The organism is Pelotomaculum terephthalicicum JT (genome assembly GCF_022410535.1).
Taxonomy (GTDB): Bacteria; Bacillota; Desulfotomaculia; order Desulfotomaculales; family Pelotomaculaceae; genus Pelotomaculum_D; species Pelotomaculum_D terephthalicicum.
On the sequence record NZ_JAKNBL010000038.1, the window covers coordinates 1 to 15,465 of the forward strand.

16 protein-coding genes and 2 pseudogenes are annotated in these 15,465 nt (G+C 46.7%); 5 read left to right on the forward strand and 13 right to left on the reverse strand.

The window, feature by feature from the left end; all coding sequences use genetic code 11:
* A pseudogene (locus tag L9W92_RS15350) lies at nt 1-270 on the forward strand (IS110 family transposase); the annotation flags it as partial.
* Between the two features lie 80 nt (nt 271-350).
* Here L9W92_RS15350 and L9W92_RS15355 read toward each other — a convergent pair.
* From L9W92_RS15355 to tnpA, 4 genes are all read right to left on the reverse strand, one after another.
* On the reverse strand, nt 351-629 hold the full coding sequence (locus L9W92_RS15355) for a hypothetical protein (RefSeq protein WP_240084626.1): 279 nt from the start codon (nt 627-629) through the stop codon (nt 351-353).
* Complete coding sequence (tnpC, locus tag L9W92_RS15360; protein ID WP_240084627.1) at nt 610-2,223, reverse strand: IS66 family transposase; 1,614 nt, start codon at nt 2,221-2,223, stop codon at nt 610-612. The genes L9W92_RS15355 and tnpC overlap by 20 nt, the downstream gene beginning before the upstream one ends.
* A 79-nt stretch (nt 2,224-2,302) precedes the next feature.
* Nucleotides 2,303-2,659: an IS66 family insertion sequence element accessory protein TnpB gene (gene tnpB / locus L9W92_RS15365; RefSeq protein ID WP_240084628.1), complete on the reverse strand. Its 357-nt coding sequence runs from the start codon at nt 2,657-2,659 to the stop codon at nt 2,303-2,305.
* On the reverse strand, nt 2,653-3,024 hold the full coding sequence (gene tnpA / locus L9W92_RS15370) for an IS66 family insertion sequence element accessory protein TnpA (RefSeq protein WP_240084629.1): 372 nt from the start codon (nt 3,022-3,024) through the stop codon (nt 2,653-2,655). Before tnpA ends, tnpB begins: the two co-directional genes overlap by 7 nt.
* Before the next feature lie 127 nt (nt 3,025-3,151).
* On the opposite strand from tnpA, the pseudogene L9W92_RS15375 reads away from it, so the two are divergent.
* Nucleotides 3,152-3,729 (forward strand): annotated as a pseudogene (locus L9W92_RS15375) (transposase); the annotation flags it as partial.
* A gap of 147 nt (nt 3,730-3,876) precedes the next feature.
* Here the strand turns inward: L9W92_RS15375 and L9W92_RS15380 are convergent.
* From L9W92_RS15380 to L9W92_RS15390, 3 genes are all read right to left on the reverse strand, one after another.
* Nucleotides 3,877-4,512 carry an MBL fold metallo-hydrolase gene (locus L9W92_RS15380; protein ID WP_240084630.1) on the reverse strand — a complete coding sequence of 212 codons (636 nt, stop codon included), beginning with the start codon at nt 4,510-4,512 and terminating at the stop codon, nt 3,877-3,879.
* 47 nt (nt 4,513-4,559) lie between these two features.
* Nucleotides 4,560-5,258, reverse strand: a complete 699-nt coding sequence (locus L9W92_RS15385; protein WP_240084631.1) for an HAD family hydrolase — start codon at nt 5,256-5,258, stop codon at nt 4,560-4,562.
* 75 nt (nt 5,259-5,333) lie between these two features.
* On the reverse strand, nt 5,334-5,906 hold the full coding sequence (locus L9W92_RS15390) for a flavodoxin family protein (protein ID WP_240084632.1): 573 nt from the start codon (nt 5,904-5,906) through the stop codon (nt 5,334-5,336).
* Nucleotides 5,907-6,083: 177 nt separating this feature from the next.
* Between L9W92_RS15390 and L9W92_RS15395 the strand changes: the two genes are divergently transcribed.
* A complete protein-coding gene (locus L9W92_RS15395) occupies nt 6,084-6,941 on the forward strand; it encodes a damage-control phosphatase ARMT1 family protein (protein WP_240084633.1) in 858 nt (285 codons plus the stop codon).
* An 818-nt stretch (nt 6,942-7,759) separates the two neighbouring features.
* Here the strand turns inward: L9W92_RS15395 and L9W92_RS15400 are convergent.
* The 5 genes from L9W92_RS15400 to L9W92_RS15420 form a co-directional block, all read right to left on the reverse strand.
* Nucleotides 7,760-8,179, reverse strand: a complete 420-nt coding sequence (locus tag L9W92_RS15400; protein WP_240084634.1) for a hypothetical protein — start codon at nt 8,177-8,179, stop codon at nt 7,760-7,762.
* A gap of 153 nt (nt 8,180-8,332) precedes the next feature.
* Entirely contained in the window at nt 8,333-8,797 is a 465-nt protein-coding gene (locus tag L9W92_RS15405) for a GNAT family N-acetyltransferase (RefSeq protein ID WP_240084635.1), read from the reverse strand.
* A gap of 159 nt (nt 8,798-8,956) precedes the next feature.
* Nucleotides 8,957-9,787 carry an SPL family radical SAM protein gene (locus L9W92_RS15410; RefSeq protein WP_240084636.1) on the reverse strand — a complete coding sequence of 277 codons (831 nt, stop codon included), beginning with the start codon at nt 9,785-9,787 and terminating at the stop codon, nt 8,957-8,959.
* A 370-nt stretch (nt 9,788-10,157) separates the two neighbouring features.
* Entirely contained in the window at nt 10,158-10,955 is a 798-nt protein-coding gene (locus L9W92_RS15415) for an ABC transporter ATP-binding protein (protein ID WP_240084637.1), read from the reverse strand.
* A gap of 18 nt (nt 10,956-10,973) precedes the next feature.
* On the reverse strand, nt 10,974-11,804 hold the full coding sequence (locus L9W92_RS15420; RefSeq protein ID WP_240084638.1) for an ABC transporter permease: 831 nt from the start codon (nt 11,802-11,804) through the stop codon (nt 10,974-10,976).
* 157 nt (nt 11,805-11,961) lie between these two features.
* On the opposite strand from L9W92_RS15420, the gene L9W92_RS15425 reads away from it, so the two are divergent.
* Both L9W92_RS15425 and L9W92_RS15430 read left to right on the forward strand, forming a co-directional pair.
* A complete protein-coding gene (locus L9W92_RS15425; protein WP_240084639.1) occupies nt 11,962-12,690 on the forward strand; it encodes an ABC transporter ATP-binding protein in 729 nt (242 codons plus the stop codon).
* Nucleotides 12,683-14,344: a putative ABC exporter domain-containing protein gene (locus L9W92_RS15430; RefSeq protein WP_240084640.1), complete on the forward strand. Its 1,662-nt coding sequence runs from the start codon at nt 12,683-12,685 to the stop codon at nt 14,342-14,344. The genes L9W92_RS15425 and L9W92_RS15430 overlap by 8 nt, the downstream gene beginning before the upstream one ends.
* Here the strand turns inward: L9W92_RS15430 and L9W92_RS15435 are convergent.
* Nucleotides 14,314-15,288, reverse strand: coding sequence for a glycosyl hydrolase family 18 protein (locus tag L9W92_RS15435; protein ID WP_240084641.1), 975 nt, complete (start codon nt 15,286-15,288; stop codon nt 14,314-14,316). The genes L9W92_RS15430 and L9W92_RS15435 overlap by 31 nt on opposite strands.
* Between the last annotated feature and the right edge of the window lie 177 nt (nt 15,289-15,465).

A 15,465-nucleotide genomic window follows, 5' to 3' on the forward strand; every position in this document is an offset into this window, starting at 1 on the left:
GACCAGATACCGCAAAAACATTGTTGAAGAATTATCGGCACAAAAAAACCGTATTGAAAAACATCTGCAGAGCTGTGGTTTTAAACTGTCCACTTTCCTAACCGATATCTTTGGAGTATCCGGAAGACGCTAATCGACCAACTGGCCCGTTCCGGGAAAATATCTTCCCCAGAAGTCGAGCAGTATGTCAAAAGTAAGGCCAGAGCCAAGCTAAACGAAATCAAACAGGCGGTCAATGGCCGGATGGATACACTGCAAAGAGAGTTTCTGGGTAAGCGTCAAAAGAGCCGTCACCTCGTCAGTCAGTGACGGCTCAAGATAACAAATTGCCTTTTAAATAAAACACGGGCTCATACAAATCCTTCTCTAGCAATATCCAGAACATCCTTGTATTGACCTTTCATGAGATCTCGGAAATCTTCATCTGAAAGATCATCCCCGCAATATATGCCATCCTCCAATAAACGGTCGTAAATAAGTTTTGCGTATTCCCTGTCTTCTAAACTCATTTTCTCATAGCGTTTTTCCAGCTCATCCGGAAAATCCAGGGTCAGGTCGATACGGCTGATCTTGCCATCAAGATACATGCGGATTATCTTCAGCACAGCATTAATATTCGTCCGTCTCATCGGCGTTTTCCTTTTCCGCACGCTTCGGAATTCTGCACCAATCAGCCGCATTATTCGGCAGTAACGACTGCAGTTGCTCTGGGTCTTCTATGTCCAGATTTGGCGCGGATTTGAATATGTACGTCAAATATGCGTATGGATTAAGTTCATTTTCTTTTGCGGTTTCTATGATGCTGAATATCACAGCGCTGCTTACGGCGCCTCGGGGTGTATTGGCAAACAAGAAGTTTTTCCGGTCAATGACGAAGGGCTTGATGCTCCTCTCCGCACGATTGTTGCTGATCTCAAGCCTGCCGTCCACAAGATAGCGCTCAAGGTATTTCCACTGCCCCAAAGTGTAGAATACTGCCTTGCCTATACCGGATTTCGGTGCGGGGCCGATGGATTTCAGCCAGGCCAAAAACTCATCAAGCACAGGCCGGGCCTGTTCCTGACGCTTTTTTTGCCGGTTTTGGGGAGATATGTCCTTTAGTCCCTTTTCGATCCTGAATAGTCTGTCACAGTATCGCTTGCCCTTCTGGGCAAGCGAGCCTTCCCGGTCTTTTTCGGCCAGACCCTTGAGCGCCTCTTCAAACTTCATCCGGGCATGGGCCCAACAGCCTGTGATAACCACGTCTTCCGGCAGATCCGAATGGTATCCCGCGTATCCATCGGTGTGCAGATATCCCTTGAATCCCTTCAAAAACGCTGCCGGACGTTTGCCGCTCCTGTCCGGCTGGTAGTCGTACAGAACAATGGGCATATTTGCATCTCCGCTTGTCCGGTACAGCCACATGTAACTCTTGCTCTGGGCCGATTTGCCAGGCTCGCGAAGAACCTGCAATGTCGTTTCATCGGCATGGAGAACTTCTCTTGCGCATAATTGTTCGTGCAGCTTTACATATATCGGCTCAAGCCAGTCCTCCGCGCATTTAATCAGCCAATTGGACATCGTCTGCCTGGAAAGCAGGATGCCGTTTCTGTTAAACTCCTGTTCCTGCCGGTAGAGCGGCACTCCGCTAACAAACTTCTGTGTCATAATATGCGCTACCGCTTCCGGTGAAGCAAAGCTGCCTTTGATGACCGGCTCGTCAACAGGAGCCTTGATTATTGGAACATGGCACGCTTTCTTTTCGCATTCACGACATGAGTATACATATTTGATATGCTCGACAATGACCGCTTTGGCAGGTATCAGTTTAAGCTCCCGCCGCACCTGTTTGCCCATAATGTGCAAAGCTTCCCCGCACTCAGGACACGATTGTTCTTTTTCTGATAAAAAATGTTCTATGGTCTCCACCGGCAGGTCCGGAGGGAGTCTGTCCTTGTTCCCGGCTGCTTTTTTACGGTAATGTTTTTCAATAACCGTCAGTTCCGGTTCTGCAGCCTGGGCGTCGGCTGTTGCTTCCGCTTCGTTGAACAGATTGATTTGGCTATACTCGCTCTTCTCGCTGGACGCGCCAAACTGCTTATGCCTGGCCAGACGGATCTGCTCCATCAGCCATTTTATCTGCTGTGAAAGCTCTGCGTTTTGCTCCTTGAGCGACTCATATTCCGCACGCGAAATGGTGATAGTTTCCGTGCCTTTTTCCTTGCTCAACGCATCATTCATCATAGTTAAATTATACTATTTTTTGAGGTTTTTCTCAATGCGAAAACGTCAGATTATCTAGTATTATCAATGGTTTTCAGCATCAAAGAATGCTTAGTCCGCTTACCGGACGATGTGCTTTCGGCTGGTTGATACTAAGCCCTTCCATCAGCCATCGCAGCTGCTGCGGCGTAATGTTTTTAACCTCGCTTTCGTTCCTCGGCCACTGAAAATTTCCGTTTTCCAGCCGCTTGTACAGAAGCACAAATCCATCGCCTTCCCAGTAAAGTGCTTTAATGCGGTCGCTCCTTCTGCCGCAGAAAAGAAACAGACTGTTTGAAAACGGGTCTAACCGAAAACTCTGTTGTACGAATGCTGCAAGTCCATCAATGGATTTCCGCATATCCGTATATCCGCATGCAACATAGATATGCTCAGTATGCAGTGATTCGATTAACACAGGCTTCTCAATGCTTGCAGAGCATTCTCAATGGTTGAGCGCTCTGCTCCATTGTGAATTTCGAGGATTGCATTATTAAGGCGGAGCGTTACCGCCGGTAGGGCCGTCTCGCATTGCGAAAGCTTTATTTCGGCGAACACCGGCTTAGTTGTTGTAGTTGCAATTCCATGCTCTACATTCGGTATCATTGCAAGTTGTTCACCGGCCGCACTTCGCACTTTACGCTGCCAGTAGTAGTAACTCTTGAGGTTGATCCCTTGCTCCTCACACCAGCCTTTTATTGTCTTCCCGCTACTGCGGCATTCCTTGACCGTATCGACCCACTGTTTTAATCGAAATTCCTGCTTCATCTTCTGCACATCCATGAGATCGGACTCCCTTCGACTTTTTAAAGCCCGGTCGAAAAACTCTTAAGACTTTTTCAACTCTTTTTGGAGTATTTTCTCATAGTGGTTGTTGGCTGTCTATGTGACTCTTCTTTTTACGCTTACGTTTCTGGTTCTATTGCTTAAACGCTTGGATGAAAGCTATGCACATCTGCAAATGATAGAGCACAAGATTGAGCAAGAGCTTTTAAAATACCAGCGTCAACTCGAACAACTGGATGGCATTCCTGGAATAAATAAGACTGCAGCCGCGGCCATTCTGGCCGAGATAGGTATTGATATGACTAGGTTCAAAACAGCAGAACATATATGCTCCTGGGCCGGTCTGAGCCCTGGCAACAATGAAAGTGCAGGAAAAAAAAGTCCACTTGTACCCTTCATGGAAATACTCACATAAAACGGATTCTTTGTGAGGTAGCTTGGTCGATCACACGCATGCGCAATACCTATTTGTCAAATTGGTACTGGAAGATCAAACAACGTCGCGGTGGGAAAAGAGCCATTGTTGCATTAGCCAGAAAGCTGCTGGTCATTATCCATACCATGCTGAAAACAAATACTGAATTCGATGAAACGGCTTTTGAAGCAGCCAGAGTCAAACAGGATAAGTTTAAAGCTAAAAAGATTATGGCTGAGGCTAAAAAACTAGGTCTGACACTGATTGAACCCTCAAAAACAGCTTAGTCTAGCTATTTAATAAGATTTTGTGTTTAGCCAATGCATGCAATTGCATTGGGTTAAGTTAATTTGCCATTTTTGCCTAAAGATCTTGCGGGCATATGGAGTTTTCAAAGACCTATTTTCGTACTAAACAAAATAGTATGCTAATTATTATCTAAGCTCCAACAATACCACTTCAGTCTTCCCAGGAAGTGATGATTTATCGACATCCAATACCGTCTTTCTTTCAACTTTTGGGAAAAGTCCATGAAACTCATCCACCGGCTCAATGGGCAGCGTGACTCTCTCATCCAGCTTGTAGTGCATGGGCAAAACCAGGGCGGGACGCAATTGTTTCACTACTTCGTAAGCCTGTTTGGCGTCAATGGTAAAAAAGCCTCCTACCGGTATTAGCAATACGTCTACCTGTCCTATGTCAGACACTTGCTTTGAAGTTAAAAGATGACCCAGGTCTCCTAAATGGCAGATGTTCAATCCGTCCAGTTGAATTACAAAAACAGTATTTTCCCCTCGCTTTTTCCCCTGCTCCGGATCATGATACGTGGCCACCCCTTTGATTACAATCCCGGCAGCCTCATGTTCACCAGCACCTTCTACTATCACCGGTTTGCCCGGCAATGAAGCGGTAAAATTGTGATCGCCGTGCTGGTGGCTGACTGTTGCCACGTCCACCTCGACATTGGGCAACGGGTAACCCACGTACTCATCAAATGGGTCTGTCAACACCCGTACTCCTTGAGAACTAACCAATAAAAAGCTCGCATGCCCTTTCCATTCAATTCGCATGTTATCTCCCCACCTTGTTTATTTTTTGTTTTCTAGTCTTATCCTTTTCAAAATTCAAAGCAGCTGATAATTTCAATCATACTTTCATATTCGCAAAAGGCCAACTTCCTAACTTGATCAGCCGGGTATTTAATATCTTTGACCAAAACCGGGATTGTCCCCGCCCGGCTTGCCGCGAGCAATCCATTCTCTGAATCTTCAAGAACGATACATCTTGAAGCCTCGCCGCCAAGCAAATCGACAGCTTTTAAAAATATCTCCGGCTCCGGCTTGCTCTTTGCCACTTCGTTGCCGCATACAATCACCGGAAAATATTTATTCAAGCCTGAAGCTCCCAGATACTTTTCCGTTAAATCCCTGTCGGTGGAAGTGGCGAGCGCCATGGGCACACTGTTTTCCCGCAGTTTCCTTAAAACTTCCTTCACTCCTTCTTTTATCGGCAAACCAAACTGGTTGATATAAGCGAACTTTAGTTGTAAAGCCTTTTCTTTTACCTTTCCGTACGGATAATCCTCTCCGTAGGTTTCTTTCATTAATTTTTCCGTCGCCACGGCATTTAAACCTATTGATTTTTCCAGAATGTCAAGACCAAGTGGTATTCCCAGCATTTGTGACGCTTCAGTATATAGTTTTATAGCCAACCTTTCAGTATCAAAAATTGTCCCGTCCATATCAAAAATCACAACATCAATGCTCTTATCAAGAAATTTCATATTTTCCGCACCTTTTACCTTATAAAAGCTCATAGCATTAAATGAAACAGGCGCCAACCTTAAAAAGCACCTGTCCGGCCATTAAATATCTAGCCGCTCTGGATTTCGCTAACCTTTAATCTTTTTCAGCAGCCAGGCCATATTTTCACCCAAAACCCGCATGGTTTGCATCCCTTCCGCATCGGCCCCAACTTCTCCTTTTTCCCGGCCGATACCCAGGTTCCAGTAATTTGAACCGGGTACGATCATCTGGCTGATGAAAAAAAGGTGGTTCATCGAATCAACGGTATGAATCGCTCCGGCCCGCCGCGCGACGGACACCGCCGCCCCCGCTTTTCTTTTTAACAAATCGCCGTTGGCCCTTGCTACATAACCGGCCCGGTCAATAAGCGCCTTCATTTCCGGCGTCATATCGGAAAAGTAAGTAGGCGATCCCAGGATAATCCCATCCGCTTGCAACATTTTTTCAAAACACATATTAAAGTCATCATCAACGGAACAACGCTTATCTTGATTTTCCTGACATTTCATACAGGCCAGACACCCTCTGATCTTTTTGCCAGCCAACTGGATTAATTCCGTCTCAATGCCTTCCTTTTCCAACTCTTCAAAAACCCGCTTGATCATAATGGCAGTATTCCCGTCTTTCCTGGCACTGCCGCTTATGCCTACAACTTTCACGAGATTATCCCCCTCTCAGGCATTTATTAATAATAAGATAACATTTATACCACCTAATGGCTACCGTAAAGAATGGATTTTTCTGCAACGTCGACTTAACATGCAGGCATGGGGCTTTCCAATCTGTGCTAAACTATAATTATCAATCAATAGCATTAAAATATGGAGGCGCTTATCATGCGATGCTTTATAGACTGTGTTCACTGTTACCTCAAACAAGCGGTCACCTGTATGACTATCGCCGGGATAGACGAAGACAGGCAGTATCCAATTTTATACGAACTAATGGATGATATTAAAATCATGGACAGCAAAAGAACACCGGCTGAAAATTCAACGGAACTATTGTTAAAAATATACCAGCTAATAAATAACGATGACCCTTACTCGGAAGCCAAGAAGAAATCAAATCGCCTGGCCCTTGCTCTGTACCCAGCGTTAAAGGACTTTTTGCAAAGATCAAAAAACAGACTCAATGACGCCCTGAAAATTTCCGTTTCCGGTAATGTGATCGACCTGGGCATCAATAAGAGTTTCGATATAGACGCCAGTTTAAAGTACAGCTTGGACGCGGGTTTTGCAAAAGATGATTTCAGTTCGTTTGTCAAAAAATTGAACCAGGAAGATAATATAGTTATTGTAGGAGACAACGCCGGCGAAATAGTGTTTGACAAGCTGCTGGCGGAAGAACTGGTTGCCATGGGCAAAAGGGTGACCTACATTGTTAAAGGCGGTCCCATATTAAATGACGCCACCATGGAGGACGCCATAAAAGTGGGGATGGACAACGTAGCGAAAGTGGCAACCACAGGGTCCAACTATCTCGGCGTCCCTCTGCGGAAGATATCCGGAGAGGCTGGACGGCTGTTAATGGAATCAGGTCTGGTTATATCAAAAGGCCAGGCCAATTTTGAATCCCTGGAACATGAAGAGACGGCTAATGGAAAGGTTTTTTTCCTGCTGAAAATCAAATGTGAATGTGTCGGTATAGTGGCGGGAGCGAACTTTGGGGACGTCGTGTTTTTTACACGATAAGAGGGTAATTGACGGCCATTACCTATTATTAGAGCCTGTAAGCAAAAGCGTAGCCGGGAAATCAAATCCCGGCTACGCTTTTGTCTCATTTTATTAATCTTTTTCTCCTCATATTCCGAGCGCATCGGAATTGTTTTTGTGTATAAATACCCCGGGCAATGCTTCGATTCTTAAGTTTTCTTATAACCCTACAAATTAAATACACTACAACGTATAAACAACTAAGACTGTTAAGGAGTTGTTATATGGAAAGCGAAATCAAAATAACGCCAATCCTCCCCATTGTTTTTCAGAAGAAATTTTCTCAAAGGCAAAAAGCCTCAACTACAAAGAACACCAATGCCAATAATTTCTCGCAGGTTTTGGACCTGGCAATTAAAAAATACAAAAGTGACCTCAAAAGGCTTTTCTAAACTCGCCAACGATTTCCGCCCGTCTCCCATAATCCCGCGGGGCGGTATTTTTTTTAAGCAATCCTCATGTCTCCCTGTTTTATTTCCTCCCTTTTTGGGGATCATATCCACCAAAAAGGAGATTATCTAATGGACTTTCTGCTTCAAATGAATCAATGGGCGCAGGTTCTCGCTCTAATATTGCTTGTAATAATGAACTTCTTGCTGTGGCGGAGATTGTGGCGGGAAACCTGCAAGCTATATCGCAATATTACTTACCGCTTCGTCCTCGCACGAATCACATCAAGAAACCTGGTTTCCCGCAAGCAGCTCAATCTGTCTCGGTTCCGCAGCAGCACGCGCCGTGGTCGTCTCAATTAATTTATATCTGCTTTTGCAAATGCTGCTGAATGATGAGATAAACCATCATTTAATTTTTCCATAAATCCTTTGATACAGGGTCGGCTCAATCACCAACTCCTCCTTGCCCATCCTGCGCCAGCTATTGATATATTCAAGGGGGAAGATGCGCTCAGTCATATCCAGGCTGCCCCATGATATCAAGCCGGTGTTCAATCGCTCAAACGCGCGGCCGGTGACTTTATATACCATGCCTTTTCCGAAAGTTTCCCAAAGCGATAGGGTCTCAACAGGATCGCGGTGGGTATAAATGCAGCCCGTACCATAAATTAAAGTGGGACGCGAGCCGTGACAGCCGAATTCTTTCGTATCATCAAAATAATCCAATGCCTCCCCGATTTCCCGGATATCATAAAATTCTTCTTCTCTCCAAAAATAACCGGCTACTATTTCATCAGACACGGCAGCCGGCTTTTCACCAATCAAGAATAAAGGGATATTTTCCGGGCTCGGGGGGTTCCATCCCCACCGCCGTCTATAGTTAAATTCCGATTCAGTCATGAGCAAGCAACACCTTGCGGCATATTTTTATCCTCTCAAAACTTATTCCGCCCATACGCATTTCCGCATTCTGCCCGGTCAAATATTGATTTTTTTATTGAATACGTAACGCCAGCAGTCCATATTAGACATTTGAAAGCCCATGGTATGGTAAAACTCCTGAGCCGGTTTATTTTCCTTGTCAGCCAGCAAGGCAATTCTGCCGTATCCTTCTTTCCGGACAAGATCCTTTATGCCTTCCATAAAATAACTGCCCAGTCTCTTTCGCCTTTCTTCCTTTTTAACAATAAAATCTTCCAGCAATATAACCTTTCTGCCCAATGCCGTGCTAATCGTTATCAGGAGATTGGCCATACCCAGGACTTCCTGATCTCTTTTCAGCAGCAAAAGAAGACCGTACTGGGGATTATCAATAATTAATTCCAGTCCTTTTCTTTGCTTGCACCAGTCTGAGCTAAAGTCTTTTTCCAGGTCAAAAAGCTCTTGCAGCAACAGACACATTTCCTCGATATCTTGCTTATTTGCTTTACTTATTGTTAACATATTAATTTTCCTTTTAATTTTCCCTTTTCTCAACTCTTTTGCGTTACTTTGGAAGTCATTGAGTGGCATGTTTATTATCCCATATTTTTGATATTCAGGAAAGCCCTGCTCCCCTGCTATGACGCTGACCTCCCACATGGTCAGTTGTCCGTGCCATGCTCAAACCGATGAAAAGTTAATCCCATTATCGCGGGCCAGTTTATTCATCCGGTCGTCGATGATCATCCTATAATCGGGCGAGTCCTTCAGGTACCATTCCAGAACCTTCAGGGATGCCGGGAAATACCTGCGGTAAACCTGCCGCAACCGGCCGACCGCCAACGGGTAGGCGGTAAGAGTATCCGCCATGACCTCCCGTACGCCGGCTTTCTTCAGCGCGCCGAACAGCGCGGACAAAGCCTCGCCGCTGTCCCCCACCCCCGGCAGGAGCGGGGCGATAAACACCCAGACCGGGACGCCCGCCTCGCTCAACTGCCTGGCTGCCGCCAGCCGCAAGCCGGGAGGCGACGCGCCCGGCTCAAGAACACGGGCCGCTTCGTTGCTCATGGTGGTTATGGAAAAGCCTACCGTGCAGCATTTAAGTTTTTGCAGCAAAGAGAGATCTCTCAGCACAAGCGCGGACTTGGTGAGAATGCCGAGCTCAAGCGACGGGTAAGGAGCCAGCGCCTCAAGGCAGGACCGTGTCAAACAATAGCTTGCTTCCGCCTGCTGGTAGGGATCGGTCACGGTGCCCGTCAAGATGCTGCCGCCTTTCGGACCCAGCCGCTTCAATTGGCGCTCCAGCACCGCCGGAAAATTGATTTTGCACTCGACAAACGTCCCCCAGGGCTCCCGGCGCCCCCTGAAGCGGCACATAAAGGAGGCGTAGCAATAAACGCAAGCGTGCGCGCACCCGACGTACGGGTTGAGGCAGTACTGGTAGCCTGGTATGCCCGTTTTATTCAATGCGGTTTTACAGCTTGTTTCAGTTACCGCAATACCTTCCGGCAACAAGAAGATCCACTCCCGGCCCCTATCATTTCTCATACCTAAAGGTCATTGAGCACGCCATAATTATACAATAAGATGTGTAATATGCCAGCAAGAATATTATCTTATAACTGGGCTTGACATCACAGGAACAAATTCGCCTTCGGGGGAAATTTGGGTATAACGCGGCTCACAGTATCTCAAAAAACAAAAGGACACTAAAGATTTCTTCTTAGCATCCCTTGCAGTAAGTTATTTATGCCCAAAACATGTGCAACCGTGTCCATATGTTCGTTAATGGCTGATTAAAATATTGAGTGGATTGGGCTACCTGACTGGCCATGATCCGCAAGACTCTCCGTCCATTCTTCAGGTTCTCACTATACAAGCTTCAATGATTCTCATATTCCTCAATTATTTCATCAACAGCACCGGCTTTCACCAACCGGCCATTATTCAGCCAAATTGCGCTGTTGCATAAATTTTTTATTATTTCAGTGTTATGGCTGATAAATAAGATTGTCCGCCCCTCCCTGGCGAAAGACTTTATTTTCCCGAGACATTTTTTCTGAAACGCGATATCCCCCACAGCCAGCACCTCATCAATGAGCAATATATCCGGCTCAAGATGTACGGCCACGGCAAAGGCAAGCCTGATGTACATGCCGCTGGAAAATCTCTTCACCGGGGTATCCAGGAACTTTTCAATCTCCGCGAAACGAACAATCTCATCAAATTTAGTTTTTATTTCATGCTTGGTCATGCCCAGCACGGCGCCGCTGAGATAAATATTCTCTCTTCCCGTAAGCTCCGGATGAAATCCCGCGCCGGCCTCCAGCAGGCAGGAAAGCCTGCCGTTAATTTCGGCATAGCCGCCGGTAGGTTCGGTAACCCTTGACAGTATTTTAAAAAGAGTGCTCTTACCAGCCCCGTTGCCGCCGACAATGCCCAGCACATCACCTTCGTTCACCTCAAAGGACACATTTCTCAAGGACCAGATTACGTCTTCTCCGCCGCCGCGCAATTCTTCACCGGTGAATCTTGTTAGTTTTTGCAGCCTGGCAAGATTCCTCACCGGCGTGCTGATTCCGCGCATAATCGCCTCACGGAGTGTTTTGGGCCTGCTGCCGGCAAGCCCGATACGGTAGCATTTAGACAACTCATGCGCCTTAATAATAGGGTCAGCCATTATCATTCCTCTTAAATCTCAGATAATATCGGCAAAATAACGTTCCACTTGTTGAAAATAGATTAACCCGGAGATAAAAAGAATCATACTGGTTATGGCGGAAACCAGCATGATATGCCAGGGAAAAGGGACAGTCCCCAACAGGGCGGCCCGCAAACCTTCAATTACCCCGGTCACCGGATTTATCGCGTAAAAAAGCTGATATTTTACCGGCACCATGGACGCCGGGTAGACAATAGGCGAGGCAAACATCCACAACTGCAGCAAAAAAGGGGTGGTTGCCGTAATATCACGGTATTTCACACTCAAAGCCGCAAGGAACAGCCCCACGCCGCTGGCGGCCAAGACCATAATCAGGACCCCAAATGGAAGAAATAGCGCCATAACAGTGGGGTAAATATGAAAATAAAGCATCATGCCGATCAGAACCGCAAAGGCGATGAAAAAGTCCAGTAAACCTGCCAGTGCGGGAGTCAGCGGGATAAGCAGGCGAGGAAAATAAATCCTGGAGATCAATTTCATATTTATGATCAGGCTGTTGCCGGAACGCGTTACAGCGCCGGCAAAATACTGCCATGCAATCATTGCGGAAAAATAAAAAACCGGATAGGGAATTCCGTCAGATGGGAGCTTAGCTAGTTTACCCATGAAAATAGTAAAAACAATCATTAAAAAAAACGGCTGCACAACTATCCATAATCCGCCGAGAACTGTTTGTCTATAACGTAATTTTATTTCTTTGGCGACCAGGAAATATAATAATTCTTTGTAGCTGTTCAGCTCTTTTAAGTCGATCAACTGCCAGCCTTCCCTGGGCCTGATAATCACAATAGCAACTCTCTTTTCCAATAAATATCAGACGCTAAAATATCGCCTGCCCCGGTTTCTATTCTATGAACCGCAGCTATGATCAGTGCACTCTAATACTTTTTAGTATATAATTAGGGCAAACAAAAACAACCCATCCAGCTCAAGAAAAGTCAAGGGTCCGGAGAGCAGGTTTTTAATGGAAAATGAATATATCCTGGAAATTCAGCATCTCACCAAAAAATTCAGCAAGAAAACAGCGGTGGACGATCTTCATTTTTCCCTCAGAAAAGGAGAAACTGTCGGACTGCTCGGCCCCAATGGCGCCGGGAAAAGCACCCTGATTAAATGTATTGTCGGCTTGCTCAGGCCGACCAGCGGGAATATTTTCATAGCAGGGAATCCGCGCGGCTCCCGGAAAGCCCGGCAGGTAACGGCGTATATCCCCGAAGTGCCGCAGCTGTACAATATGCTGACGGTATGGGAACACTTGCGCTTTATTACCGATGCTTATGAGATAGCGCGTTGGGAAGAAAGAGCCGGACAATTGCTGCGGCTCTTTGAAATCTGGGAACAGCGCGACGAATTTGTCAAAACGCTTTCCAAGGGAATGCGGCAAAAACTTTCCCTTTGCTGCGGGATCATCTCGGGGGCCCGTATTTTGTTTTTTGACGAGCCAATGGTCGGGCTTGACCCAAGGGCTATTAAGAATTTCAAGGATTTGATTCAAGAACTGAAAGAGGGGGGAAGAACCCTTTTTATCAGCACTCACCTGCTGGACCCCATTGAAAATATATGCAGCCGGATTATCGTTTTAAAAAAGGGAAAAATCATAGCCGACGGAAGTCTTGAGGAACTCAGGTCGCGCCTGGGAGAAGAGAACGCCTCTTTGGAGGAAGTTTTCCTGGAGGTAACCGCCGATGCATGATTACGCCGTTCTTCTCCGCTATGACGCGCTGAAGCTCAAAAACTACATATTGGAAATTCGCCGCAATCCCAAAAAAATCTTGCTCTATCTCCTGTTTATCGCCTGGATTGTTATGATCATGTTCCCCGCCATTAAGCAAAACGGCCGGCCGGCATTTGCACTAACGGCCGACACCGCGCATATTGTTCTTGCCGTATATGCGCTGTTCATCAGCTCGATCATGTTTGTGTCCTTTTTCTCCTCTCTGAAAACATTGTCATATTCTTTCCAAATGGGGGATGTCAACCTGCTGTTTCCTTCTCCCCTGGAGCCCAACCGTATTTTATTATGGAGCCTGATCAAGAAAATTCCATCAGACATGGTTAAGACCTGTTTTCCCGCTCTCATTTTAACCCCGACGATGTTTAACATGGGATTGGATATTGAAGGAGTAATGCTGGTATATCTATCTTTATTATCCTTTGGCTTGCTGTCCACCCCGGTTTCTTTCTTGATATTTCTTGTTTCGGCCCGCTACCATAAAGAACGCTGGGTCCGGGGAATTTTGCTAATCTCCGCTGTCTGGCTGCTTTCTTGCTGGTTGGCATACGCGCGCTGGGATATATTCAGCCTTAAAGTTCTTCTTGGCTATCAGGCACCGGGGATTCTGAACTTCCCTTTATTCGGCTGGATTGTGCAATTTGCCCGGGCGGCTTTTTTCGGCGCGACTCCGGTTGTCTATACGGCTGTCTTCCTCGCGGCGCTAACCGCCCTGGCCGCTAACCTACTGGTCTTCACCCTGGCCAGGGATTACTACGAAGATGTAATTGAGCTTGCCGAACGGTTGGAAACACTTCGCGCGGCCAAACGGGGCGGCAAAATGCGGGGGGCATTCGCGCCATTTCAGTTCAACAGCGCCAAAACCTTTTGGACACGCCTTATAAACAGGAAACGCGTCACGGTAGAACGCCGATTTCCGGGAAGCTGGGCGTTCATGTTTAATCAAGTGGTCAAGTACCGGCGTACCGGCATCAACGAATACGTGGGGTATCTGGCTCCGCTGTTCGTCATTGCTGGTTTGGCCGCCGGTTTCATTTTCTTGCGCAGCGGTCAACCGGGAGATAACCGTCTAATCTACACTCTAAACGGAATTCTTGCTTATTTGCTGTTTTTTCGCAGCTTCTCCGGCCCTTTGAGCGAGGAACTCGCCCTTCCTTACATATATACCCTGCCGGGGACATTTTTTCGGAAAGCATTAGCCATAAACATCCTGCCTACCCTGCGTCTTTGCATAAATGTTTTTTTGCTGAACCTGAGCTATGCGCTGCTCGTATACGCACATACTAAAGACGCTGTGTTATTCATGCCGGCAATACTGCTGTCTTTGCTGCTTGCCTCCTTTTATTTTGAACAGTCCAATATTATTGCTTTAGCTCATGTCCTGCTGCCTTCTTCCATAAACCGAAAGCTTTTTTACCCCTTAATGTTGTTTGTGGAATTCCTGCTTGTCGGTATTCCCGCCTTAATGGCCGGGGGGCTTGCGGCTTGGCTGACACATAGCGAGTGGTTTGCAGAAATAGCAGTGCTTGCCGCCAATTTGGCCATGGGAATTTTGTTGTTGCTTTTTTCAAACAAAATATTTTACTACTTGGAAATGCGTGATTTTATCGAATAGCGCCGCTGCTGTTTAAACAAGCGCCAAATCTCCTGGTCCTCCAGCCCCAGCCGCCACACCCCTATACCCGGTATATTTTCCCGCCGCGCCAGATCCAGCTTGACCGCAAAGCTCCTGGCGTTTTCAAACCAGACTACGTGGTTGATCCCTCTTTCGGTATAGCTGTACGTTGGTTCCTGCTCCTTTTCATCGTACCTGATCTCCGCACCGAAGGCGGCGGCCCTGACCACCGCGTCCCTATATGACAGTTCTTGCGGCAGTGTTTCCCCTGCGGACCAGTCCCTGCCATATACAGCCATCCCCAGCCGGATTTTCCAGCGGGGTATTACGGTAAGAGCGTAGGCCAGCACCTGCCTGACAAAGCCAATGGACGCAATCGGCCCAGGTTCAGCCACATGCTCGTCGTAGGCCAGGATGTATACCTGGTCGCTATACCGGGCTAAGTCGGGATAGCTGAAGGCGCCGGAAAAAGGGTGCGCCGGGTCGTCCCTCAATTCGGGCGGCAACGATATTGTCACCAATAGCCCGCAAGGCTTTAAAGCTGAGTTGAGTTCCGCCATGAACGCGGTCATAAAAGCTCTATCCTCGGGAGGCACAAATTCAAAATCAATATTTACCCCGATAAACCTATTGTCCAGCAACATGCTGCGAATATTGGCGATAAGCGTTTTTCGCAAATTATTATCGGTCAGCAAGCGGTGAATAAGGGGTCCGTACTGCCGGGCGGCAAAGTTGTGCACTATCGCCAGTACAGGTATGTTAAATTGCCTTGCCAAGTTGAGGGTGGCCTGGTCGGATTGGTCAACCAATGTCCCTTGCCCGGTCACGCCGTACCAAAAGGGAATCAGCATCGTTATCTCTTTCCCGTGCCGGTACAGGCTGGCCAGGGCATCCGGATCTGTCGCGTAATACCAGTTGTTCTCGAAATATGGATAAAAATACAAGCCCAACTCCTCCCCTCTTATCAAATCTTTAAAAAACCTTACTACAATTTATGGGTACCTTTCCTATTTGTGATAAAATAAAAAAGGTTAATGTTGAATTATGGCGAAATCCCGTTTTACCGATTCCTTGACTGAGCAGGTTATTTATATATATCATGTAAAAAAAGGGGGACGCAA